Origin of the sequence: Gallalistipes aquisgranensis (assembly GCF_014982715.1) — a bacterium.
Lineage (GTDB): Bacteria > Bacteroidota > Bacteroidia > Bacteroidales > Rikenellaceae > Gallalistipes > Gallalistipes aquisgranensis.
Genome location: NZ_JADCJY010000002.1, coordinates 443,886 through 467,723 on the forward strand (window position 1 = coordinate 443,886; position 23,838 = coordinate 467,723).

General features: G+C 59.1%; 22 protein-coding genes and 1 tRNA gene. 5 read left to right on the forward strand and 18 right to left on the reverse strand.

What is annotated here, in order from left to right; genetic code table 11:
* Positions 1-15 precede the first annotated feature (15 nt).
* The 9 genes from rbfA to INF32_RS11155 are packed head-to-tail and all read right to left on the reverse strand — an operon-like array spanning position 16 to position 7,779.
* Positions 16-357, reverse strand: coding sequence for a 30S ribosome-binding factor RbfA (gene rbfA, locus INF32_RS11115; RefSeq protein WP_226388475.1), 342 nt, complete (start codon positions 355-357; stop codon positions 16-18).
* A complete protein-coding gene (locus tag INF32_RS11120; RefSeq protein WP_226388476.1) occupies positions 302-1,282 on the reverse strand; it encodes a porin family protein in 981 nt (326 codons plus the stop codon). The genes rbfA and INF32_RS11120 overlap by 56 nt, the downstream gene beginning before the upstream one ends.
* A gap of 10 nt (positions 1,283-1,292) precedes the next feature.
* Positions 1,293-3,284, reverse strand: coding sequence for an Ig-like domain-containing protein (locus tag INF32_RS11125; RefSeq protein WP_226388477.1), 1,992 nt, complete (start codon positions 3,282-3,284; stop codon positions 1,293-1,295).
* A 36-nt stretch (positions 3,285-3,320) separates the two neighbouring features.
* Positions 3,321-3,920 carry a hypothetical protein gene (locus tag INF32_RS11130; protein ID WP_226388478.1) on the reverse strand — a complete coding sequence of 200 codons (600 nt, stop codon included), beginning with the start codon at positions 3,918-3,920 and terminating at the stop codon, positions 3,321-3,323.
* Positions 3,917-4,489, reverse strand: a complete 573-nt coding sequence (gene folK, locus INF32_RS11135) for a 2-amino-4-hydroxy-6-hydroxymethyldihydropteridine diphosphokinase (protein ID WP_226388479.1) — start codon at positions 4,487-4,489, stop codon at positions 3,917-3,919. The genes INF32_RS11130 and folK overlap by 4 nt, the downstream gene beginning before the upstream one ends.
* Positions 4,486-5,631, reverse strand: a complete 1,146-nt coding sequence (locus INF32_RS11140) for a DNA polymerase III subunit (protein WP_226388480.1) — start codon at positions 5,629-5,631, stop codon at positions 4,486-4,488. The genes folK and INF32_RS11140 overlap by 4 nt, the downstream gene beginning before the upstream one ends.
* A 4-nt stretch (positions 5,632-5,635) precedes the next feature.
* Entirely contained in the window at positions 5,636-5,839 is a 204-nt protein-coding gene (locus INF32_RS11145) for a hypothetical protein (RefSeq protein WP_226388481.1), read from the reverse strand.
* 6 nt (positions 5,840-5,845) lie between these two features.
* Positions 5,846-6,277 carry a dUTP diphosphatase gene (gene dut / locus INF32_RS11150; RefSeq protein ID WP_226388482.1) on the reverse strand — a complete coding sequence of 144 codons (432 nt, stop codon included), beginning with the start codon at positions 6,275-6,277 and terminating at the stop codon, positions 5,846-5,848.
* Positions 6,274-7,779: an oligosaccharide flippase family protein gene (locus INF32_RS11155; protein WP_226388483.1), complete on the reverse strand. Its 1,506-nt coding sequence runs from the start codon at positions 7,777-7,779 to the stop codon at positions 6,274-6,276. The genes dut and INF32_RS11155 overlap by 4 nt, the downstream gene beginning before the upstream one ends.
* 346 nt (positions 7,780-8,125) lie before the next feature.
* Here INF32_RS11155 and INF32_RS11160 point away from each other — a divergent pair, with 346 nt between their 5' ends.
* On the forward strand, positions 8,126-8,392 hold the full coding sequence (locus INF32_RS11160; protein WP_226388484.1) for a hypothetical protein: 267 nt from the start codon (positions 8,126-8,128) through the stop codon (positions 8,390-8,392).
* A 195-nt stretch (positions 8,393-8,587) separates the two neighbouring features.
* Here the strand turns inward: INF32_RS11160 and INF32_RS11165 are convergent, their stop codons facing one another.
* The 3 genes from INF32_RS11165 to INF32_RS11175 form a co-directional block, all read right to left on the reverse strand.
* Positions 8,588-9,022, reverse strand: a complete 435-nt coding sequence (locus tag INF32_RS11165; RefSeq protein ID WP_226388485.1) for a thioredoxin family protein — start codon at positions 9,020-9,022, stop codon at positions 8,588-8,590.
* Positions 9,019-10,119: a 23S rRNA (adenine(2503)-C(2))-methyltransferase RlmN gene (rlmN, locus tag INF32_RS11170; RefSeq protein WP_226388486.1), complete on the reverse strand. Its 1,101-nt coding sequence runs from the start codon at positions 10,117-10,119 to the stop codon at positions 9,019-9,021. The genes INF32_RS11165 and rlmN overlap by 4 nt, the downstream gene beginning before the upstream one ends.
* Positions 10,120-10,241: 122 nt before the next feature.
* A tRNA-Ala gene (locus INF32_RS11175) sits at positions 10,242-10,315 on the reverse strand.
* A 196-nt stretch (positions 10,316-10,511) separates the two neighbouring features.
* Between INF32_RS11175 and INF32_RS11180 the strand changes: the two genes are divergently transcribed.
* The 3 genes from INF32_RS11180 to upp all read left to right on the forward strand — a co-directional run bounded on the left by INF32_RS11180 (position 10,512) and on the right by upp (position 13,310).
* Positions 10,512-11,192: an energy transducer TonB gene (locus INF32_RS11180; RefSeq protein ID WP_226388487.1), complete on the forward strand. Its 681-nt coding sequence runs from the start codon at positions 10,512-10,514 to the stop codon at positions 11,190-11,192.
* 208 nt (positions 11,193-11,400) lie between these two features.
* The gene (hflX, locus tag INF32_RS11185; protein ID WP_226388488.1) at positions 11,401-12,600 is read left to right on the forward strand and encodes a GTPase HflX; all 1,200 of its coding nucleotides are present in this window, start codon (positions 11,401-11,403) and stop codon (positions 12,598-12,600) included.
* 56 nt (positions 12,601-12,656) lie between these two features.
* A complete protein-coding gene (gene upp / locus INF32_RS11190; protein WP_226388489.1) occupies positions 12,657-13,310 on the forward strand; it encodes a uracil phosphoribosyltransferase in 654 nt (217 codons plus the stop codon).
* A 245-nt stretch (positions 13,311-13,555) separates the two neighbouring features.
* Here the strand turns inward: upp and INF32_RS11195 are convergent, their stop codons facing one another.
* The 3 genes from INF32_RS11195 to INF32_RS11205 form a co-directional block, all read right to left on the reverse strand.
* A complete protein-coding gene (locus INF32_RS11195; RefSeq protein WP_226388490.1) occupies positions 13,556-14,095 on the reverse strand; it encodes a hypothetical protein in 540 nt (179 codons plus the stop codon).
* Between the two features lie 108 nt (positions 14,096-14,203).
* Positions 14,204-14,596, reverse strand: a complete 393-nt coding sequence (locus INF32_RS11200) for a hypothetical protein (protein WP_226388491.1) — start codon at positions 14,594-14,596, stop codon at positions 14,204-14,206.
* 171 nt (positions 14,597-14,767) lie between these two features.
* Complete coding sequence (locus tag INF32_RS11205; RefSeq protein ID WP_226388492.1) at positions 14,768-16,924, reverse strand: elongation factor G; 2,157 nt, start codon at positions 16,922-16,924, stop codon at positions 14,768-14,770.
* 249 nt (positions 16,925-17,173) lie between these two features.
* Here INF32_RS11205 and INF32_RS11210 point away from each other — a divergent pair, with 249 nt between their 5' ends.
* The gene (locus INF32_RS11210) at positions 17,174-18,466 is read left to right on the forward strand and encodes a S41 family peptidase (RefSeq protein WP_226388493.1); all 1,293 of its coding nucleotides are present in this window, start codon (positions 17,174-17,176) and stop codon (positions 18,464-18,466) included.
* 97 nt (positions 18,467-18,563) lie between these two features.
* Here the strand turns inward: INF32_RS11210 and INF32_RS11215 are convergent, their stop codons facing one another.
* The 3 genes from INF32_RS11215 to INF32_RS11225 all read right to left on the reverse strand — a co-directional run bounded on the left by INF32_RS11215 (position 18,564) and on the right by INF32_RS11225 (position 23,829).
* A complete protein-coding gene (locus INF32_RS11215) occupies positions 18,564-21,191 on the reverse strand; it encodes a zinc-dependent metalloprotease (RefSeq protein WP_226388494.1) in 2,628 nt (875 codons plus the stop codon).
* A gap of 87 nt (positions 21,192-21,278) precedes the next feature.
* Positions 21,279-22,199, reverse strand: coding sequence for a hypothetical protein (locus INF32_RS11220; protein ID WP_226388495.1), 921 nt, complete (start codon positions 22,197-22,199; stop codon positions 21,279-21,281).
* Between the two features lie 25 nt (positions 22,200-22,224).
* Positions 22,225-23,829, reverse strand: coding sequence for a RagB/SusD family nutrient uptake outer membrane protein (locus INF32_RS11225; RefSeq protein ID WP_226388496.1), 1,605 nt, complete (start codon positions 23,827-23,829; stop codon positions 22,225-22,227).
* Positions 23,830-23,838 lie beyond the last annotated feature (9 nt).

Genomic DNA, 23,838 nt, shown 5'->3' on the forward strand with positions numbered 1-23,838 from the left:
CGTCTTGTCCGGATTTTATTCCTCCCTGAGCAGGTGGTCGATGTTGTCGATGTACTCCAGCGAATCGTCCAGCCGGAAGTCGATCTCCGGGACCTGTTTGATCTGGTTCCTCATCCGGCTGCCGAGCGCCTTGCGGATCATCCAGTTGTTCTTCCGGAAACTCTCCAGCACGGCCTCATTGCGGTCGAAGGGGAAAATGCTCAGGTAGATGCGTGCGAAACTCAGGTCGGGACTCACGCGCACGGCGGTCACCGAAACCATGACGCCCTTGACCAGTGCGGCCGCTTCCTTGAGCAGGATGTCACTGATGTCTTTCTGTATCTGCCGGGCTATCTTTTGTTGTCTCGTCGTCTCCATGGTCGTTCGTTTTTTCGTTGTCGGCCGGCGCGGTCGCAGGATCGTCCTGTCCGTTTTCCGGTCCGGTTTGTGATCGTATTTGGTCGCCGGAGTTCCCCTCCGCGGTTTTTCCGGTATCCGGTGCGGTGCGGTCCGTCCGGGCCGCCTCTTCGTCGCGGGCCATCTGCTTTTTCTCCCGGCGGCGCAGCTTCTCGGCCACGCGGTCGCTGGGAGCCGAAAGGATGCCACCCTTGCCCAGCCGCCAGTAGAGTCCCACAGAGATATTGATATTGTCGAGCGGCGACCGCAGCGGATTGTCTTCGTATTTGTTCCGGTTTTTCAGAATGTCGGAATAACCGAAATAGTAACGTCCTTCGAACATCAGTTCGAGACGCCCGAGCAGGAAGCCCATGCCCGCTCCCCCGCAAAGACCGTACCCCCAGCGGTTGTCCCGCGTGAGTTCCATGCGGTAGGGTTTCGATTCGAGCAGCCCCGACCACTCCGAATGCCACTCGTAACGCGAGTCGATGTTATAGGAGAAGGTGAGGCCCAGGTTGATGAACACCCGCATCGTCCGCTTGAAAAAGTAGAAGTGCGGCTGCCAGATCAGGGGCAGCATCAGCGAATTGACGGTCCGGTGGTAGGTCGTCGTCGTGTCGTCCGGCAGGTAGGGGAATCCTCCCTTCATCAGCTCCTTGTAGCCCCGCTGCATGAATTCGAGATCGGCTTCCACGGCACCCACGTACTTGACCGGGCTGTAATATTTCCAGGACACGCCGCCCGAGTAGAGACCCCAGATCATGCCCGTCTCGGTGGGGGGGAAGATGCGGACCGACCCGCTGCCGTAACCGGCCCGGATACCCACGTAGTGCTGGGCCCGTACGCCTCCCGCCCCGAGGAGCAGGAACAGGGTCACCGTTATGATCGTCGCTTTTTTCATCGTCATGGCGCGCGTGCTATTGTGTGCCGCCCATTCCTTCGAATGCGGCGTTGTTGCGGTTGGCGTTGGTCTGCGGTTTGGGGGCGGGCTGGTTCAGCCGTTTGGCCAGCTGCTCGAGCCGTTTCTGCATCCGGACCGCCTCGGCCTGCCGGAGCTTGTCTACGATGCTCTCCGTGGTGACGGGGGCGAACAGCCGGTTCATGTCGAGGTCGAATTCCAGCTCCCAGTTCTCCTTGGTCGTGATGATCCCGTCCCCCTCTTCGGGTAGGTAGAGTTCCACCCGTTCGGGCTGGCGACGCAGGATCAGGTCGCCCCGGTCCCACTCCCCGTTGCGGTTCAGGTCTTCCAGCACCCGCAGTTTCACTTTGCCCGGCGCCACGTAGCGGAACGTGTGCTTCCCCTCCCTGGCATGGCGGATCTCCTGCAGGAGCGATCCGCTCTCGCTGAGCAGTTGCAGTACGTATTCGCTTTCGGGCGTTTTCCCCTTCACGTTGGCTACGATCGTGGCGAACTTTTCGGGGCTGGCGACCGAGAATTCGGATTTGAGCGAGTCGTTGCTCTCCCCGGCCACATTGTGGAATACCCCCGAAGGGATCAGCAGTTCGTATTTCTGTCCGGGCATCCACTGCGCCTGCAGAATCCAGCGGCGCAGGTTGGCCGTATCCCGTTCGAAGGCGAACTTCACCCGGTAGCGTTTCTCGTTCTCCGCCGTCCGGATCAGCGAGACGAGTCCGCTGTCGATCGCCGTCAGCGGATAGTCGAACTCGAACGGGATTCCCTTTTCGGGGTTGACCTCGTTGGTCGCATCCACCTTGTATTTGAAGGGATTGACCGGTTTTTCGGCCTTCTCCTCCTCCTTTTTCTCCTTGCGGGTGCGGGTGTCGAAGAACTTCCAGCCGAGTTTCAGCCGCTGGGTGTCGGGCCGGAGCACGTTCACCGAGTCGTGTTTCAGGTAGATGAGTTCGGCCCGGATCGTGTCGGGCAGCTCCTCGGAGGGGACGTTGAACCAGAAGGCGATCGAATCCTTGTTCCGCGAAAGGTATTCCGTGATGATCCGCGTGGAGTCGATCCCCTCGAAGACGAGTTTCTCGATCTTCGGGAATTTGGCGCCGAAGGTGAGGATCGCCTTGTGCTGCAGGGGGCGTGAGTGGTCCGACAGATACTGCCGGCGGAACGACTCGTCCATGAACAGGCGCATGTAGATCTGCGGGTCGGCCACCAGATACTTGCGCGTGGTGTCGAACCATGCGCTGAAAGCGGGCATCGTGGCCGGATTGCACACCGTGTCCAGGAACCCGATCTTGTCCACGCCGGGGTCGTAGGTCTGATTGCCGTTCGAATCCTCGAAGGCATAGATGCGGTAAGGTACCGGCTTGAGGTTTTCGGTGATGAATATTCCGTTGCTTTCAGCCCGTCCCACCACCTGCGGAGGCAGCCGGAGCAGGGTGGAGTCATAATCGGCGGTCATGCGGCTGCCGACCGAGTCGATCGTCGTGTCGTAGAAGAAGACGAAGGACTTGGCCACGCTGTCCTGCGAGTAACCGTCCACCGTGTAGCCCGACATCACCAGCGAGTCGATGCTTTTGCCCGTCGAGAAGACGTACCGGAATCCGTTGAGGGGATTGCCCTCGTTGTTGTCCGCCACGCTGCTGCCGAAGTTGAGGGCGTAGGTGGTGTTGGCCAGCAGGGAGTCCTTCAGGTCGATCTGGATGCCCCGTCCCCGCAGGGTGACCAGCGGTTTCTTGCCCATCTGGGGCGAAGTGTAGAACTCCTTCTGCTGGTCCTTGAGCTGGAGGTATTCGTTGAATTCGATGTAGATGCGCTTCTCCTTGAAGTCGAGCGCCCCGAATCCGGGTTTCATCTCGACCACCTGCGGCGGAAGCGTGTCGCGCGGTCCTCCCTGCGGCGACATGATGTTGGCGCAGCGGGCGAAGAGGCCCGTGCCGAAAAACAGGAGCACGGCCAGCTTCAGGATATGGTGGCGTATGTGGGACGGTCGTATCCGCATGGAAGTCTTCGATTGTCTGCGCAAAGATAACTAAATTTACCGAAAGTCGTTCCGGGCCCGGAATCCGCCGGAAGAAGGCTGCGGATTCCCTTCCGTGCCGCTCCCGTCCCCCTCTCCGGGTTGTTCGGGTTCTTCGGGCGGGGCAGGGGGCGTCTCGTTCACCATGAACCAGTTGGCCTCCTTGTAAAGGCTGTCCGTCCTCCACGGCCGGAACCGCATGCGGACGATCAGCTGCGGCAGGTTGGCGGGAATCTCCACCTGCCGCCAGGCATAGATGCGGTTGGGTACGTCGCATACCACGAGGATCGTCGGGTCGTTGCGCAGGGGGCCGATCTCCAGCACCCCCTCTTCGTTCTGTTCCGTTTTCACGTCGGCCTGCCGTTCCCCTTCCCTCCTGCGGGCGGTGAGGATGCCCGCCTCCGCATCTGCGTAGGAGGCGACGGCCCAGTCGGCCGTGTCGGCCGCGAAAGCGTAGGCGATAACCCCTTCGGCGATGGTCTCGGGACCCTTCTCTTCCGTCTGTACGTAGGGTGTGAGCCGGAAAACCAGTTCGGTGTTCACCTTCTTGCATCCCGGTGCGAAGGCCAGCATGAGGGCCAGTGCCGCCGCAGGGATCGGGCTTTTGGTCTGTTTCATTTCATGTCGTTTTTGTCGTTCCGGCCGGAATACACCTCGGCATAGGGCTCTTCCGGCAGCCGGCGGTGCAGCTCTTCCCGCAGCTCCCGCATCGTGCGCCCCAGTTTCGGGTGCCGGTATTCCGGCATCACCTGGCACAGGGGGGCCAGCGCGAATTCCCGCTCCTGCAGCCGGGGATGCGGCAGGGTCAGCCGCGGGCTCTCCTCGATCCGTTCGCCGTAGAACAGAATGTCTATGTCCATCGTCCGCGAAGCGTACCGCTCCCTTTTCCGTGAAACGGGGTTCACGCCGGAAAGTTGTTCCGCCCCGCCGCTTTTTTCCCGCTCCCGGCCCAGCTCCCGTTCGATCTGCTGCGTCCGTTCGAGCAGTTCTTCCGCTTCGAGCGGGGTATCTATCACCACCGCCTGGTTCAAAAAGCGTTCCGGAGCCGAAAATCCCCAGGCTCCGGTCTCTACGACCGACGAGAGCGCTTCGATCCGGCCCGCCCGTTCCGCGATCAGTCGCCGGGCCCTGCACAGGTTCTCTTCCCGGTCGCCCAGATTGCCTCCCGTCAGCAGCACCGCCCTCATAGCCGTACGATCAGTTTGCTCACCACCAGCGCGAAGTGGGCGAAAATCAGCTTCGGATTGCCGTTCTGGGCGATCTGGGCCGATGCCAGTTCCATTTCGCGTACCAGCGCTTCGATGTTGTGGTTGCCGATGAAGGGGGCGAATTTCCTGCAGAAGGCCAGTTCGTCGCCCCAAAGATAGGCGATTTCGCCCATGCCCGCATGGAGCATGTAGCTGTTGCGCAACAGCCGGACGGAGTTCTGGAGGAACCGTTTCTGCTCCTCGCGTCCCAGCGCGGCCACCGTTTCGGCCCATTCGAGCAGCTCCATGTGGCGGTCGTTGTAGCTGAGCCGCATGAGCTGGACGAAGAGGTCGAAATTCTCTTCGCTCGCTCCGTCCCGTCCTCCCTCGGCGAGCCGGGCCGCCTCCAGCACGTTGCCGCCCGAAAGCCGGGCGATCGTGGAGGCCTGTCCGGGCTCCATGCCGTATTTCCGGATCAGGTGACTTTCCAGGTCCGGCAGCCCGATGCGGGGTACGGCCACCTCCTGCGTGCGCGAGACGATCGTGGAGAGCAGCCGTACGGGCGATTCGGAGACCATCAGGAAGAGGGTCTTCTCCCACGGCTCCTCGAGGATCTTGAGCAGCGTGTTGGCCGCCTCCGTGCGCATTTTTTCGGGGAGCCAGATCACCATCACCTTGTATTCGGCCTCGAACGACTTGAACGAGAGCTTGCGGATGATCTCGTCCGCTTCGGCCCGGGTGATGATGCCCTGCTGGTTGTCGATGTTGATCGCCTCGTACCAGCGCCGCTCGTCGAAATACCCGCCCGTCTTCAGCACCAGTTCCCGCCACGGAGCGATGAAATAGTCGCTCAACGGCTTTTCCGATCCGCCCTTCCCTTTTGGGGAGTTGACCGGAAAGACGAAATTCAGGTCGGGGTGCACCAGTTCGGCCATCTTCCGGCACGAGGGGCACATCCCGCAGGAGTCGCCGTCCCGGCGGTCGGTGCAGTTCACGTACTGGGCGTAGGCCAGCGCCAGCGGCAGCGCCCCGCATCCGGCTTCGCCCGTGAAGAGCTGGGCATGGCTCACCCGTCCCTCGTCCGCGCTGCGGACGAGCATCCGCTTCAGGGCGGCGTGGCCTATGACGTCCCGGAACTGCATGGCCTTAACGTTTCCGGTTGCGTTCCGCCCGGTTCAGGTTGCGGATGTTGAGGATCATGCCCGCGATCACCAGCGCCTGGGCGAGGGCGATCACGGCCCGGCTGCCGGCCGGGGCCCCTTTCAGGAAGAGCGTCCATACCAGCACCAGCGCGGCGGCGCAGGCGATTGCGACGTAGATCGTACGGTGTGTCTGTGCTTTCATCTTCATGGCGTGTTATTTTCCCGTGTGTCCGAATCCCCCCGCTCCGCGTTCCGTCTGCGACAGTTCCTGCACCGGTTCCCACTCCACCTGCGTGAAGCGGGAGACCACCATTTGTGCGATCCGTTCGCCCGGTTTCAGCTCGTAGGGTTCCGAGGAGAGGTTGGCCACGATGATCTTGATCTCGCCCCGGTAGTCGGCGTCGATCGTGCCGGGGGTGTTGAGCAGGGTCAGACCGTGTTTGATGGCCAGGCCGCTGCGGGGACGGATCTGCATTTCGTACCCTTCGGGCAGCTCCACGTAGAGGCCCGTGGGCACCAGCGTCCGTTCCAGCGGCTTCAGGACGATCGCCCCGGCGAGGTCGGCACGTACGTCCATGCCCGCCGAAGAGGGGGTCTCGTAGCGGGGCAGTTCGTTGGCCGAGCGGTTGATTACTTTGACTTTCATGGGTTCTTATCGTTGGTTGTCTGTTTGCGGTGCAGTACGGAGCGGACGAGCCCTCCGACGTCGATCCTCTCCCGGCGCACGGCATAGAGCGTGAACAGGGCCACGAAGCCCGCGTCGAGCAGGTAACGGGGCAGGACGGGCAGATGCGCCGTGCAGAGTCCCGCTCCGTAGAGTGCGGCCCCGAGCAGGAAGTAGCTCCCGATACGCGGCAGGTCGTAGGGGGTGGGGTAGTATTTGCGGTTGAGGTAATAGCTCATGCCTGCCATTCCCGCGTTGCAGAGCAGACGGGCCCAGGCGGCTCCGGCGTAGCCCTGCCACGGCACCAGCGCGAGGTTGAACCCCACGGTGAGCAGCAGTCCGAATCCCGTGACATAGATTGCGTAACGGGTGGCGTCGGCCTGCTTGTACCAGAACGAGAGGTTGAGCACGACGCCCGACAGGATGTTGGCCAGCAGCACGACGGGCAGGATGAAGATGCCCTGCCGGAAATCGGCGCCCACGATCAGGGCGAACAGGTCGGCGAAGAGCGCGATGACCAGGAAGATCGCCACCGAGACGATCACGAAATATTTGAGCGCCTCGGCGTTCGTGCGCACGAAGTCCTTCTTGTCGAAACCCATGAGGAAGAAGGGTTCGGCCGCCAGCCGGTACATCTGCGTGAAGAGCATCAGCACCACCCCGATCTTCACCACGGCTCCGTAGATGCCCAGCGCCCCCATCGCCTCGTCCGGGGGCATGAGGTATTTGATCATCTGCCGGTCGATGAATTCGTTGGCCGTTCCGGCGATCCCGCTCAGCAGCAGGGGGAACGAGTAGACGAGGATCGTCCGCAGCAGTTTCCGGTCGATGCGCGGCAGGGAGCCCCGGCACGAGGGGAGCAACAGCAGCAGGGTGGCGAAACTGGCGGCGAGGTTGGCCGCGAAGACGTATCCCGCCCCGAAGTCCGGATTCCAGAGCGGGGCGAAGGGCCCGCCCGAAGCGGCGAGGCGGGGCAGGGCCGCGTAACAGAAGATGCACAGCGCCACGTTGATGACCACCGAAGCTACCCGCACCAGCACGAAGCGTCCGGCCCGGCCCTCTTCCCGCAGGCGGGCGAAGGGGATGGCCGTGACGACGTCCAGCGCGATGATGGCGGCCACCATCCAGATATAGGAGGGATGGGCGGCATAGCCCGTGGCGGCGGCGACCGGTTTCAGGAAAAGGAGCGCCAGCGCCAGAAAGGCCAGAGCCGCATAGCTCACGGCCGCCCAGGTGGTGGAGAAGACCTTTTTTTTCTCTTCGGGCGACGAGGCCCGGCCCGCGAAACGGAAGTAGCCCGTCTCCATGCCGAAGGTGAGCACCACCAGCGCGAAGGGGATCAGGGCGTACATGTCGGTAATCACGCCGTACTCGGCCGGCGACATGATCCGGGTCAGGTAGGGCGTGAGCAGGTAGTTGAGCAGCCGTGCCACGATGCTGCTGATGCCGTAGACGGCGGTCTGACCTGCGAGTTTCCTGAGCATGCGAAAAGTTTTCCACAAAGATAGGATTCTAATCCGATTCGGGGAAGGGTTTGCGCTTTTTTTGCTTATATTTGTCCCCGGCAAAACGTCGTATGAGGCGGTTGCCGGACTGCTTCCTCGCAAATCTGGAAAATTTGTCCCCCGAAGCGGTACAAGCAAAACCCGGCCGGTTTTTTCCCGGAACGGGTTTTGCAGGTCCGAGCCATGGAGCGCGGGCCGTTGTACCCGTTTCGGGAAGGGCCTTTCCAGAGCCTGCGAGGGAACGGTGCTGCAACGGTTCCGCGCTTCTCTCGTTTATGAACTGTCCCGACCGGAGCCCGGGACGTCCACGAATGAATCGGGACGGATGAAACAATCGGATGAAAAGCGGATTTTGGGCCTTCTGGCCTCCCTCGGTGTCGGTCCGGAGGCTCTCGACGAACCCTCCCTGCTCGTCGATGCGCTCCGGCGCGCCCACCGTCAGATCTCTTTCTACCGGGAGACGGTGCTCCACTACATGGAGGAGAGCGCCAGGCTCGAACAGGAGAACGAGCGAATGGCCTGCCGGTTGGCTTGGCTCGAGGAGGCCGTGCGCCGGCTGGAACTCCGTCCGGAGGGTGTGCGGGAGGATTGAGCGGGGCCGCGGATTCCGTATCCGGCGGGCGGAATCCTGCTGCGGGCGGGCGTGTCCGTGAAGCCTGCCGGAGGATGGTGCGGCGGGACGTGAAGGTTTCGTCCCGTGCGGGAAAATAAATAAAGATACGCCCCGTGCACGACATTCCATGTACGGGGCGTATTCTTTGCGTGTCTGCCGCGACGGCCGGAGGGGTTATTTCTGGGCGTCGGCCTTGGCCTTGAGTTCCTTCACCTGGCGGATGAACTCGTCGGCCGGACTGCCGCCCACCATTTTGCCGACCAGCTTCCCGTCGCCGTTCAGCAGCAGGAAGGTCGGGTAGGCGTTCACGCCGTAACGCGCCGCGATCGTGCGGCCTTCGCCCACTTCGGCGTCGAATTTGGCGTTGACGAAAGTGGCGTTGAAATAGTCGCCCACCTTTTTCTGGGTGAAGACCTCGGCGGCCATCCGTTTGCAGGGACCGCACCACGAGGCGTAGACGTCCATGAACACCAGTTTCTTCTGAGCTTTGGCCTTGGCCAGTATTTCGGCGAAGGTGCCCTTTTCGAATTTGATCCCCTGGTCGTTCTGTGCCAGGGCGACGCTTCCGATGAACGCCAGGAGGGCGGTCAGTAACATGATCTTTTTCATACTCGTTCGTTTTTATGGTTTTCCGTATCGTGTTCAGCAACTGTTGTGCCGAGGCCGGGTGCCCCGCGGCGGGCGGCGGTCTGCCGGCTGCGGGTGGAGAGGAGGCCGCAGGCGGCCTGGATGTCTTCGCCCCGCGAGGCGCGGATGGTGGTGGTGATGCCCCGCCGGGTGAGTTCGTCCCGGAAGCGGATCATCTCTTCGGGACCCGGACTGACGAAGGGCGAGCCCGGGATGGCGTGGAAACGGATCAGGTTGATCCGGCACCGGAGTCCGTCCAGCAGGCGGCACAGTTCCCGGATGTGGGCCGGAGTGTCGTTTATTCCCCGCAGAACGATGTATTCGAAACTGACGCGCCGCTGCCCGCTCCAGTCGTACCGTTTCAGCAGGGCGATCGTCTCCGCCACGGGATAGACGCGTTGCAGGGGCATGATGGCGGCCCGCTGGTCGGGAAAGGGATTGTGCAGGCTGACGGCCAGGTGGACTTTCGTCCGGTCGAGAAAAGTTTTTAGGGCGGGTGTCACCCCCACCGTGGAGAGGGTGATGCGGGTGGGACTCCATCCGTATCCCCAGGGGGCGGTGAGTATCTCCAGCGAATCCAGCACGTTGCCGAGGTTGTCGAGCGGCTCCCCCATGCCCATGTAGACCACGTTGGTCAGGCTGTCCCGCTCGGGCAGGGAGGCGATCTGGTTGAGGATCTCCCCGGCCGGGAGGTGCTGCTGGAATCCCTGCCGGCCCGTGGCGCAGAAAGCGCAGCCCATCTTGCAGCCTGCCTGCGAGGAGACGCACAGCGTGGCCCGGTCCCGGTCGGGGATGTAGGCCGATTCGACGCTGTGTCCCCCGCCGGTCGGGAAAAGGTATTTTTTCGTGCCGTCCTGCGAGACGGAGACCGCCGAAGGAGGCGTGAGCCCGATCTGGTAACGTTCTTCGAGCAGGGTGCGGTTCCGCAGCGAGAGGTCGGTCATCTGTCCGATCTCCGTCGCGCCCTTCCGGTAGAGCCACGAAGCGATCTGGCCCGCCGCGAAGCGGGGCATCCCGAGTTCCGAGGCGGTTTCCCGGAGCCGGTCGAGCGTCATTCCGAAAAGGTGTTCCTGTGTCATGCGGTTTCGTGTGTGCGGGTCCGTCTCCGTGACCCGGGATAATACATAACGGGCGTTTCTCCGTCGAATTGTCGTGAAAACCGAAAAAGGGGCCGTTCCGTCACCGAAAACAGCCCCTTTCGTGGAGAATACGAGATTCGAACTCGTGACCTCTTGCATGCCATGCAAGCGCTCTAGCCAGCTGAGCTAATCCCCCGTTGAGAGCGCAAATATAATACTTTTTGATAAAACCGCACGAATTTTGCAGGAAATTTCTGCACGAAGGACGATTTTCTTCCTTTTTGCCCGAATTTTTTCGGGAGGAATGCAGTGCGATTAAATGTTTTTTCCTATCTTTGTAAAAAGAAATGCCGTACTTACTTTTGTTTTAATCAAAAATTAAGCATACAGTCATGGAAATCAAAAAATCGCCCAAAGCCGATCTGCAGAATAAACGGGGTCTGTTTCTGGAGATAGGTCTGATCGTTTCGCTCGCGCTGATGATCGGTGCGTTCGCTTACAGCCAGACCGAGAAAGTTGTCCAGGTGATGGACATGGGTACCGTTGCGGTAGAGGAGGAGATCGTGGAGATCACCCGCCAGGATCAGAAGCCGCCTCAGCCCGTCAAACAGACCATCGCGGTCGTTTCCGACATCATCAACGTGGTGAAGAACGACGTGAAGATCACGACCGAGTTCGACTTCAATGACTTCTCGGAGGATGCGATCGTGGTTCAGCAGGTAGGTGTTACGGAAGAGGTGGCCGAGTCCGACGAGCCCTTCATCGTGGCCGAGGAGATGCCTTCGTTCATGGGCGGCGACCTGACCAAGTTCCGTGCGTGGGTGATGGAGCGTATCAAATACCCGACCATCGCCGCCGAAAACGGAATTTCCGGTAACGTGACCCTTTCGTTCGTGATTGAGAAGGACGGTTCGCTCACCAACATCACGGTGCTTCAGAGCCCCGACCGTTCGCTCTCCGAGGAGGCCATCCGCGTGCTGCAGATGTCTCCGAAGTGGACGCCCGGAAAACAGCGGAGTACGCCGGTGCGTGTGAAATACACGCTTCCGGTTCAGTTCAAGATCCAGAACTGATCCCGTTTCGGGAAAGACCGGAACGGTTCCGTGTCCGGTGTCGGAAATCTAACCACAAGAGGGTGTCCGTATCGACGGGTACCCTCTTTTTTGGCCGCAGGAAAACGGGAGCGTCGGGCCGGGTTCCCGTTTCCTTTCTGCCGGTTCGTGCGCTCCGCAGGGAAGCGGCGGCCGGAAACAGAACAAGTTGAATTTATATTTTAGCGATTTGAAAGAAGATACGATAAACAGGGAATACGAGCGGGAACGGGCCGTACTGGTGGCCGTGGCCCGTGACAGACAGGACGAGCGTCAGGTGACGGAGTACCTCGACGAACTGGAGTTTCTGGCCGAGACGGCCGATATAGAGACGAAGGCCCGTTTCGTGCAGAAACTGCCGATGCCCAACAACCGGACTTTCGTGGGGCCGGGCAAACTGGAGGAGATCGTGGCATATGTGCAGGAGCAGGAGATCGACGTGGTGATTTTCGACGACGAGCTCTCGCCTTCCCAGACACGCAACCTGGAGAAAGAGCTCGGCCGGCGGATACTGGACCGTACGAGCCTGATTCTCGATATTTTCGTGAGCCGGGCGACCACGGCCTATGCCAAGACGCAGGTCGAGCTGGCGCGGTACGAATACCTGCTGCCCCGGCTGGCCGGCATGTGGACGCACCTCGAGCGGCAGCGGGGCGGTACGGGGACCCGGGGGGGGGCCGGTGAGCGCGAGATCGAGACCGACCGCCGGATCGTGCGCAACCGCATCGCCAAACTCAAGGAGGATCTTCGGAAGATCGACCGGCAGATGGCCGTGCAGCGCGGCAACCGCGGTTCGCTGGTGAGGGTTTCGCTGGTGGGCTACACCAACGTGGGGAAATCGACCCTGATGAATCTGATCAGCAAGAGCGAGGTATTCGCCGAGAACAAACTCTTCGCCACGCTCGACACGACCGTGCGCAAGGTGGTGCTCGACAACCTGCCCTTCCTGCTTTCGGATACGGTGGGGTTCATCCGAAAACTGCCCCACCAGCTGGTGGAGTCGTTCAAGTCCACGCTCGACGAGGTGAGGGAGGCCGATCTGCTGCTGCATGTGGTGGACATTTCGCATCCCAATTTCGAGGAGCAGCTGGAGGTGGTCAAGCAGACCCTGCAGGAGATCGGTGCCGGGGAGAAACCCGTCTTCCTGATCTTCAACAAGGTGGATGCCTATACCTGCGTGCCGAAGGACGAGGATGACCTGACGCCTGCCACGCGCGAAAACCGTACGCTGGACGAACTCAAGAACAGTTGGATCGCCAAGGCGAACACCCCCTGCATCTTCATTTCTGCCCGGGAGAAGATCGGAATCGACAAGCTGCGGCGCGATCTCTATGGTATGGTTCGTGAGATACATGCGGGAAGGTTTCCTTTCAACAACTTTTTGTACTGATTCGTTTGGCGGTTCGGTCTAAATTCATAACTTTACTGTACTTAAACAGATAAAAGATGTTGCATATCCTCGATCAGCAAAACACGATTCTCAACAAGTTCGTCGCCGAATTGCGCGACGTGAACGTCCAGACCGACAGCATGCGTTTCCGGCGCAACCTGGAGCGCGTGGGGGAGGTGATGGCCTACGAGATCAGCAAGACGCTGCGGTACAGTACCGTTTCGGTGGAGACCCCCCTCGGGGAGGCCGAAGTGGCCCTGCCGGACGATCAGGTCGTGATCGCCACCATCCTGCGGGCGGGACTGCCCTATCACCAGGGGTTCCTGAACTACTTCGACGGGGCGCAGAACGCTTTCGTTTCGGCCTATCGCAAGTACAGCAAGGACGGAACCTTCAACGTGAAGGTGGAGTATATTTCCTGCTGCGACCTGACCGACAAGATCCTGCTGCTGGTCGATCCGATGCTCGCCACGGGGACTTCGCTCGTGCTGACCTATAATGCCCTGCTCGAAAAGGGCGGCGTTCCGCGCCACACGCACGTGGCTTCGATCATCGCCAGCGAAGAGGGGATCGAGTACGTCAAGAAACATGTTTCGCAGGAGAAGATGACCATCTGGAGCGCCTCGGTCGATCAGGAGCTTACGGTGAAGTCCTACATCGTGCCGGGAATCGGCGATGCCGGTGACCTGGCCTACGGCGACAAACTCTGAGATGCGGATTCGTATAGAATGGGGAAGCCCCCGGCGGAAACGCCGGGGGCTTCTTTTTATCGGATGCTAACCTGACCGAGTGTTCGGGTTCATCCGGCAGGGCGTGAAAACCTATCGGGGAGAATATATAATCGGCACAGACTTGTCGTTTTATTGTATCGCATTTTAAAGTGATATGGTATGTTTATTTTATGGAATATGATGAAAATAATGTCCTGCCGGATGAGCCCTTATGCAGTATGTTTTCAGGCGATATCGCCCGAAAGCCTGTAACGGGATTTGTCGAATACGAGCGTATCGGTGACCGGTTCGTGGTGGTAGGGTACGTATTCGAACACCTGCGCCAGGAGGATGTCTCCGGTGGAGGTCTTGTAGATCACGACGAGGATCGCCGAACTTTCGCTGTGCGGCAGGCCGACCAGGGCGTCGAAATCGCCCGCCTGTACGTATTTGTTGACGGTGTCGCGGTAAGCCGCGTCGAAAAAGAGTTCGTATCGTTTGAGGCGTTCGCCGGAGGGTTTGTAGACGGGGACAGCGGATTTTCCGTAGAGATTCATCAGTAGTTTGACGATTCCTATCAGGCCGAAAACCGCACCGGCCATCAGCACGGCCGAGGAGAGGTTGGGGCTGTTGTAGATGCCGGGAACCAGATAGTTCACCGCGAAGAAATCCGCTCCAATAAAAAGGAACAGGAGCGCCATCAGGGGGCTTTTCTTTTTGCAGACGATATTGTCGGGGTCGATCGAATAGATGGTTTCGTCGATGGATTGATATTCGGGATTCATGTTTTTTTCGCTTTTTCGTGTTTGGAAACAGATACGGCTCCGCCTCTCCCGTTCCGGGTGCGGTTTCCGGCGGACGCCCGGGGGCGGCCTGTGGTGAAAAGCGAAAGGTTAAATGAGTATTTTCCTCAGTGCGAAGACGTGGTAGTCCACGGCATGTCCGGAACGGACAGAGGGGCGGGAGAGTCGCTTGCAGTGATACCGTACGTGCACGTCGGTACCGGTGTCCGGAGTGCAGAGTCCGGTTCCCCCGGCAGGAGCGTAGGGACGGACCGGCGTCTCGCTCCGTTCGGGAACGCTGATGCGTGCCCGTTCCGGATGTTCGAAAAACCGGATGTTGTCCTGCAGGTCGTTGAACGTCAGCCCGTCCTGCGTGCGAACGCTTTCGGTTTTTTCCGTCCGGGGTGTTTGTTCCGGAGAGACGGCCGGGGAAAACCCGTATCCTGCCATGATCCACAGCAGGGCGAACAGTAGTCCCGAAAAATAGGCCGCGAAAGTGCGCATACGATTCTCTCTTTCGGACAAATATAAACTATTTTATCGAATGAAAGGTTTTTTGCGGTGAAAATTTCATGTGTCCGGACCGGATTTTCCGAAAAAAAGACCGCTCCGAACATGCGGAACGGTCTTTTCGAAGGAACCGGAAGCCGAACCGTCGGCTTCCGTTCGCGGATATTATTCGTCCTTGTCCGTGTCGGAATAGGCTTTGAGGAGCTTCTCCTGCACGTCGGCGGGAACCTGCTCATAGGAGGTGAACTTCATGGTGTAGGTGGCCCGTCCGTTGGTCAGCGAACTGAGAGTGGTGGAATAACGGTACATTTCCGCCAGCGGGACGCGGGCCGTAAGGCGGTCGAATCCCTTGTCGGAAGTCATGCCCTCGATCATGGCGCGGCGGTTCTGCAGGTCGCTCATCACGTCGCCCATCTTGTCCGAAGGGACGAGCACTTCGACGCTGTAAATGGGTTCCATGATCTTCGGACCCGCCTTTTTGAAGGCCTCCTTGAAGGCGTTCCGGCCGGCCAGCTTGAAGGAAATTTCGTTCGAGTCCACGGGATGCATCTTGCCGTCGTAGACCACCACGCGGATATCGCGGGCATAGGAGCCGGTCAACGGGCCTTCGTCCATCTTCTCCATCACGCCCTTGAGGATGGCGGGCAGGAAGCGGGCGTCGATCGCGCCGCCCACGATGGCGCTGTAAAACTGGAGCGTGCCGCCCCATTCGAGCTGGTATTCCTCCTTGTTCTTGACGTTGACCACCAGCTCCCGGCCCTCCACCTTGTATTTCGAAGGTTCGGGCATGCCTTCGTAGTAGGGTTCGATCACCAGATGCACCTCACCGAACTGCCCGGCGCCTCCCGACTGCTTCTTGTGACGGTAGTCGGCGGCGGCCACCTTGGTGATGGTCTCGCGGTAAGGGATCTTCGGGGCGAAGAACTCCACGTCGAGTTTGTACTGGTTGGCCAGCGTGGTTTTCAGAATGTTCAGGTGGTGTTCTCCCTGGCCCTGTATGATGGTCTGCTTGAGTTCTTTGGAGTAGTCCACCAGGATGGTCGGGTCCTCGTAGCGGGCCTTGTTCAGCGCATCGCCCAACTTCTCGTCCTCGCCCGTTTTCGTGGAGCGGACGGCGGCCCGGTAACGGGGTTCCGGGAAGACGATCGGGGCGATCGTGACGGGAGCCGACGGGGCGCAGAGCGTGTCGTTCGTGCGGGTGCCTTTCAGTTTTACGGTGCAGCCGATATCGCCCGCCATCATTTCGCTCACCTTGATGCGGTTCTTCCCGGCTACGGCGAACAGCTGGGAGATCTTTTCGCGGCTGCCCGTGCGGGTGTTCAGCAGCTCCATGCCTTCGGTGAGCCGGCCCCGGATCAGGCGGAAATAACTGATTTCACCCAGATGGGGCTCGATGGCGCTCTTGAAGACGAACAGGGCGGTCGGACCCTCGACGTCGGCAGCCACCTCTTCTCCCTCCACGGTGCGGAAATTGGGAGCCTTGAGCGGGCCGGGGGCTACGTTGATGATGAACTCCATCAGGCGCTTGGTGCCGATGTCCTTCTTGCCCGAAGCGCAGAACACGGGCATCAGATCGCGTTTGGCCAGACCGATTTTCAATCCCGAGCGCATTTCGTCCTGCGTGAGGCTGCCCTTTTCGAAGTAGAGTTCCATCAGCCCCTCGTCGTTTTCGGCGGCCGCCTCGACCAGCGTGTTGTTGAGCTCTTTGGCCCGTTCCATCTCCGATTCGGGGATTTCCATCTCCTCGCGGATGCCCGTATCGTCCTTGAACTTGTACATTTTCATCATCAGCACGTCGATGAAAGTGTCGAAGCCGGGGCCCGGGTTGACCGGATACTGCACGATCACCGGCTTGACATGCGACGAGGATTCGATCGACTCCATAGTCGCCTCCCAGCTGGCCTTTTCGGCGTCGAGCTGATTGACCAGCGCGATGATCGGTTTCTCCTGTGCACGGGCGTAACGGGCCTGTATCTCGGAGCCCACCTCGAATCCGTTCTGTGCGTTGAAGACCATCACACCCACGTCGGCCACCTTGAAGGCGGAAAAGAGTCCTCCGCAGAAGTCGTCCGATCCCGGGGTGTCGATGATGTTGAGCTTGCGTCCCATGAACTCCGTGAAGAGGATCGTCGGATAGATCGAACGCTTGTAGAGATGTTCCAACTCGGTGTTGTCGGAGAGGGTGTTGTCCGTCTCGATACTACCCCTGCGGTCTATGACCTTACCCTCGAAGGCCATGGCTTCGGCAAGGGTAGTTTTTCCGGAGCCCGGCGCTCCGATCAGCACGATGTTCTTGATCTCGTTGGTCTGGTATGTCTTCATCGCCGATATGGTTTTAAAGTTTTAGAATTAGGTTCCTAAATATAGAAAATATAATGGAAAATTCATAATCATTCCCGATAATTGTCGTTTTTGAATTACTTTTACGGTCAGGTTTAAAAATCGGAAAGGTTGGAACGTTTTGCTATATATATAGGCAGGGTCGCGGTGTCGGCGGCGGCTTTGCTTGCTTTGGCTGGGTGCCGGAAGGGCGAATCCGTGGTCCGGGACACCGATAAAATAGACCGGTGGGTGTATCGGACTCTTGCGGAGAACTACCTGTGGAGTTCGCAGATGGCTCCCCTCGAAACCACCGATCCCTCGATGAGCCCGGAGCGCTATTTCGAAACGCTCCGCTACCGGGCCGACCGTTCGGTGGCCGTGGCCGACGACATCTACGGCGACCGTTTCTCGGCACTGAAGTATGCGGGTCCGGCCACACGCGGCGGAGAGTCCTTCTCCGATACGAAGAAGACCGATTTCGGTTTCGAGGTACGCTATTTCACGGGCAGCGACGGGATACGGTTCTGCCAGATACTCTATGTGCTGCCCGGCTCCCCGGCCGAGAGGGCCGGTATCCGGCGGGGAGACCGTTTCAACGGGATCGACGCATCGACCATGCCGATGAGCCGGTCGGTCTATTCGTCGCTGATGGCTGCGCAGCGGGTGACGCTTCGTTTCAACTATCCGCAGAAGAGGGACGTGACGCTGGAAAAAGGGGAGTATTACGATACGCCGGTGCTGTACCGGGCCGTTTTCGAAACCTCGCCGCGGACGGGGTACCTCGTCTTCAATCATTTCACGCCCGGGGAGGGAGACCGTTTCCTGAACGAACTGGATGATGCTTTCCGCTATTTCCGGGAACAGGGGATCGCCCATTTGGTGCTCGACCTGCGGTACAACGGCGGCGGGGAGCTGACGGTAGCCCGCCGGCTGGCCAGTCTGATCGCGCGGCGGGAGATGCTGGGACAGGTGCTGGTCTATAAGGAATATAACCGCTGTTTCGGGAATCCGGCCGCCTTCGAGGCGGAGCGGTTCCTCTCGGAGGGGGAAATCGGGCCGTACAACGCCGATGTGCGGCGCCTGTGCGTAATCACTTCGGAGAATACGGCGTCCGCCAGCGAACTGATCATTCACGGGCTGAAACCCTATTACGGGGAGGACCTGATCGTGATCGGCGAGACAACCGTGGGAAAGAACGTCGGCGGGGTGGAGATCACCAACAGCCGCTACGAATGGGAGGTGCATCCGATCACCGTCCGGATCTACGACCGGGACAAGGTCTCCGGATACGAGACGGGCATCGTGCCGGAACTGCCCGAGTTGGCTGAAGCCACCTACGACCGTCCCGATATCGGGGCGTTGGGCGACGCGGAGAACGATCCCCTGCTTCGCCGTGCGCTCGCCCGGCTGACGGGCGGCGAAGCAGCGTCGGCCGGCCTTCTCTCCCTGCAGGGATCGGTTCCGGTCCGGAGCGGGGGAGGGGCGACGGAAACTTCCCTGCCCGAACGGGGCCTGATCGAAGCCCGGAGGGCGGTTTACTGAGGTCCGGTGACGGCCGGGACTCTCGGTACCGAAGGCGTGCATGAAACAGAAAAGGCATCCGTACGGATGCCTTTTCTGTTTTCGGACCCGACGGGTCCTATTTGTTTTTCAGCGCTTTGTTGACCTGCAACAGGAGTGCCTGATAGTGCAGTCTGTCGTCGCCGGAAGCGGTGGCCGCTTTCGAGGAGGCCAGTTTCTGGATTTTGTAGGCCATGTCGAGCAGGTAGAGCTTCGAATTGTCGATGCTGTTCGTGTTGACGTTCTGCATGAATCCGTAGCTGTATCCGAAGGTGTTCAGGCGCATCTGGGCCGCTACGTATCCTTCGCCCTTTTCCTGTTCCACGCGGCGCAGCAGGTCGGCGTATTTTCTGACCAAACCGGTCTGATCGAGGTCGTACGCGATGATTTCATCTACCGAGGGAGTGTAGGCCAGGTCGTTCAGAAGCAGCAGGCTACCGCCTTTCTTATCCTCGAACGGTTCGACGGCCATGGTGGCCAGGAAGTTTTGCAGCGCCATGTCTCCGGCGGTGAGCCGGCGTCCCTTCAGCGAATTTTCGAACGCATTCAGGTAAAGGTCGTTCATGAACTCCTTGAGCGAGTAGGGGTTGTCGGAGATGTGGGCCGAAAGCAGGACATTCTTGACCAGTTTCTTCAGATCGGAGGCCACTTTGTCGCGCAGGAGCGTAGTCGGGTCGACGGACAGGGAGAGGTTTTTCCGCAGCTCCTGGTTGTTCAGCCAGTCGGCGTTGCGGTATTCGTTCATCACCCAGGCGAGAGACTGTTTCTGCACCTCTTTGGGGACGGAGAGGTGACGGTCTCCCTTCGTGCCGTCCTTCACTTCGGTCAGATAGATACCGCCCACGTTGTACATCACATTGCGGATGTAGCGGTAATACTGGTTGACGATGTGCGAATAGATTTCGTCGCGGTAGGTGAAGTCGTCGTCGTTCTTCACCCAGCCGTTGTAGTTGGCCAGGATGTATTTGAGGTTGGCGATGCCGTAGGCTCCCGCTTTCATCGGGTCGTCGCCCAGATCCTCTTCGAGGGCGCTCGGGTCGTAGCGGGCGAAGATCTGCTGGCGGCCGTACCGGTAGAGCGGATCGCCGGCCTTTTCATCCACCCAGCTTTCCACGGTGGCCTTCTCGTCCCAGGCCGAAGTGGCTCCTTCGACGGGCTGATAGCTCCACTTGACGAGGAAATAGTCGCCGATACCCAGAGCGGGCGGATTCAGGTTGACACCCTTGTCCTGCGGCTGGGCCACATAGTTGAACCGTGCGTAGTCCATGATCGTGGGGGTCGTTCCGTACTTTTGGGTGAAGGTCACCGAGCGGAGCGAATCCACGGGGAAGGCGGACGATGCCCCCATGTTGTGCATGAAGCCGAGGCAGTGTCCCACTTCGTGTGCGATGACGTATTGCAGCGACTCCCGCAGTTTCTCGTCGGTCAGCTTGCCTGTCCGGATCGACGGGTCGAGCTGCGCGGTCTGCACGTAGCGCCACTGGTTGGTCAGTTTGATGACGTCGTTATAGACCAGTACGGTGGCATTGATGATTTCGCCGGTGGTCGGGTCTACCCATGAGGGACCCATGGCGTTTTCGGTGGTCGAGGGAAGGAAGCGGATGCAGGAGTATTTCAGGTTGTCCGGGTCGAATTCCGGATCATCCTTCGGGAAATCCCTCACCTGGATCGCGTTTTTGAATCCGATCGCTTCGAAGGCCTTGTTCCAGCTCAGAGTTCCCTCCTTGACGGGCTCTTTCCAGCTTTCCGGGAAGGCGCTGTCGATGTAGAACACGATCGGTTTGGCCGGTTCCACCAGCTCCCCGCGCTTGTAGGCCTCCGGATCGGAGGGCTCTATCCTCCAGCGGTTGGCGAACGAGTAGTTGAGCGAACCGTCCCGTTTCGTGGTGAAATGGAGCTTGTCCGTGGGGAAAACGCCCACCCGGGAGTCGGCGATGCGGGGCGTCATCTTCTTTTCGGGCAGCAGCAGGATCGACCGCGTGACCTTTGCGGTGACCGGTTCATTCTCGACGAATGTGAAAAAAAGGAACTTGATCGACACGTCGTAGGAGAGGGTCGATTTGATCGACACGTTGTCGTCGAAAGCCTTGATCTCGCCAAGCATGGAGTTGTTGCCTTTATAATTTCCCGTTACGTTCAGAATGCCGTAGTTGCCCAGGAAACTGAAAGGCTTGTAGTCGGAGAGGAACATGCCGGTCATGTCGATCACTACGGCCGTACTGTCTTTGTTCCATGCTTCGATCTTGTTCTTGGAAATGATGGAGCTGCCGTAATTCTTGCTTATGGCCTCTTTCAGGGCGGAGTTGTCCGCATCGACGGTGACCCCTACGTTCAGCTGTTTGAGCAGGACCAGAGAATCTTCCAGAATGAACTGCACGTGAAGCGGGTCTTTCTCCTTGTAACCCACGGTACCGAACGCCTGTTCCGAGATTTCGGTCAGGGTGGAGGCCATCAGCATTTCGCGGCCCAGGGTCGTCATCGGAATTTCGAAATAGAGTTTCTCTTTCACCTTGTGCAGGGTGATGAAGTTGCTTTTGGACGTGGTGGCGTCTTTCAGCAGCTTTTCGTAGGCGCTGGGTTTCGGCGTCTCTTTTTTCTCCGTTTCGGTTTTGGCCTCGGCTTTTTTCTTTCCGAACAGCTGGGCCGAGGCTTCCGGCTGGAAGGCGACGGCCAGCAGGGCTGTCAGCAGAATCAGTGATTTTTTCATATAAAAAGGTTAAAGTTTGAATGCGGTCGGAAGGTCGGATTGCCAAAAATAGAAAATTTTTCCGGCAATCCGACACTTGTGTTTCCTTTATTCCTGCGGGCCATGCTCGATGGCTTCCAAGTCGATTCCGTAGGCGTTTTTCAGATGATCGGCCACCATGTTCCGGCAGGTGTGGATCAGCGGATAGTTGGCCGCGGGATATTTCGCCTCCAGTTCCTCCCGGTCGTACCGCATGCACAGGAACAGGTAGAGCCTGTATGTATAGGCCGGGGTGAACGTGGAGATCGTCCCGTAAAAATAGTCGCTGAATTCATAGGCATCGTCCTTGAGCTCTCCGGGGAATCCCCTTTTCCAGTAGTGGTTGGGATCGTCCAGCTGATAACTGCCGGTGACGATCGCCGTTTTGAAGTCGAACTGATCGAAGAATCCGTCGGGCTCCGTGATCTTGCCTTTGTTGTAGGCCTCCGGGAGAATCTGCATCAGCGTCCTGACCCGGTACTCCTTCAGTTTTTCCGGATCGGTGGGGAACGTCGGGTTGTTGTCGTTTAAAATCGAACTCACCCAGAAGTCGATTCCGCTGGTGTAATTCAACAGGAACGCGTTGCCGTAGTTGGCCGCGGAATAGCCGTAGAAGTTGTAGACCAGGTAATAGAACGGCTTGAAGACCCCTTTTATGGCCGAAGGATTGAGATACCGGAAAATGTGGTCTCTCATGAAATTCATGTGGGCCTCCGCCTGCTGGTCGGTCAGTCCTTCGCCCGAATTGTTGCCGTTCAGTGAGTACCAGCTCCGGTTCAGGTCCATGGAGTCGATGTCCTTGTAGATCAGGTATACGCCGTATTGGTCGTGTATTTCTTCGGCGAACCGGTCCCATTCGGCGTCTCCCTGCGGGAATTCGAACCGGTTGGCGATCATGGGCGCGTCGGACGGCGTGATCGGGTCCTCCTTGTAACAGGAGGTGAGCAGGGCGGCTCCTGCCAGTATCAGATATATGAAACGATTTTTCATGGTTTTTCGTGTGTTGATGGGGTTGTTACTCTACGGGTTGTTTTCCGGAAGTCAGCCGGTTCTGAACCAGACCCCGGTTTTTGGCCAATACCTCTTCGGGGATCGGCAGCGTATAGGCCGGGTCGTTTTTCATCAATACCTGAACGACGGCCGGACCGGTAAAATTGCCCAGAGCATCCGTTTTACGGTACCGGTGGGTGATCTCCGGCATTCCGTAGCGGCGCAGGTCGAACCAGCGGTGGTTCTCGAAACACAATTCGGCCCGGCGTTCCCGGCGGATTCTCTCTATCAGGGCGTCACCCGAGAGATCGGACAGCGACAGCGGGGTGAATTCGCCCTGTTTGATCCGTTTTTCCAGCAGGTCGTTCAGAGCGTCCAGCGCCGTCTGGTCGTCCAGTTCGGGGTCCATGGCCGCTGCTTCCGCCAGGTTCAGGTAGGCTTCCGACAACCGGAAGGCCCGGGCGAAAGAGCTCGATTCGGGCAGGGTGCTGGTGGGCAGGAACGGAATCGCTTTGCCGTAAGCCAGGAAAATGGTGTCTTTCTGATAGGCGCCTTCCCTGAAAATATAGAAATCCTTTCTCAGGTCGTTCTCCCCGAAACATGCGATCAACTCTTTGGTGGCGTTGAAATACATGCCGCTCGGTCCTCCGTTGCTGTAATCGAACTGCGAGGAGTTGAACGTTTTGCCTACATAGTTGTAGTAGTCCGTGGTTTTCCCGTACAGCCAGATCGTTTCGGGCGAATCGGGAGAGATGATTCCGTAATAGGTCCTTTTGTTCGAGGCGTCGGGCGTGACGGGAGCCGGCAGCGAATTGAGGTCCAGCAGTGAGAAGCTCCAGTCGTGGATCACTTTTCCGGCATATTCGGCCGCTCCTTTCCAGTTTTCCATGTAGAGGTAGACCCGGGACAGGAGCAGCTGCGCCATGGGCAGGCTGACGCGGTAGTCGGGGCGGTATTGCTCGGACTCCGGGATCGACCGGAAATATCTCTCCGAATCCAGCAGGTCGGATACGATCTGTTCGTACACCTCCCGGACGCTGTTTCTGGGGACATCCAGTCCTTCGATGTTGCTGTCGGTTTTCAGCGGTACGCCGGGTGCCTCCGGATTGTAGTTGTACGGCTCCCCGAAAATATTTACTAAACTAAAATAATAAAATGCACGTAAAGCGTAGGCCTGGGCTTTCACCCGGTTCTTGTCGTTGTCGCTTCCGGTCACTTTGTCCACATAGTCGAGCGCGGCATTGGCGCCGAGGATCAGTTCGTAATGGTACTGCCACAGATTGTGGTAATATCCGCCGTAGGACCCTGCGAACTCCCGGTACTGGGTAAACATGTCGGGCTGCCAGGAATAGATGGCCAGGGATGCCCGCATGGAGGTGAGGTCGAAAGAGTAGACGCTTCCCGGCTGCATGGTGAAGGTGATGTCGTCGTCCAGCAGGTTCAGCATGGCGGTGATGTCGGTGTAGAGTTCGGTGGGCCGGGGATAGGCGGTTCCCAGCAGCATGTCGTCGATGCTCTGCACGTCTTGCGGGACGAAATACTGCTGCGACTGGGGCTCCAGGAAATCGCCGCAGGAGGTGCAGAGTCCCAGCGTGAACAAAAAGGTCGTTATTTTGAGATTGATTTTCATGTCTTTGTG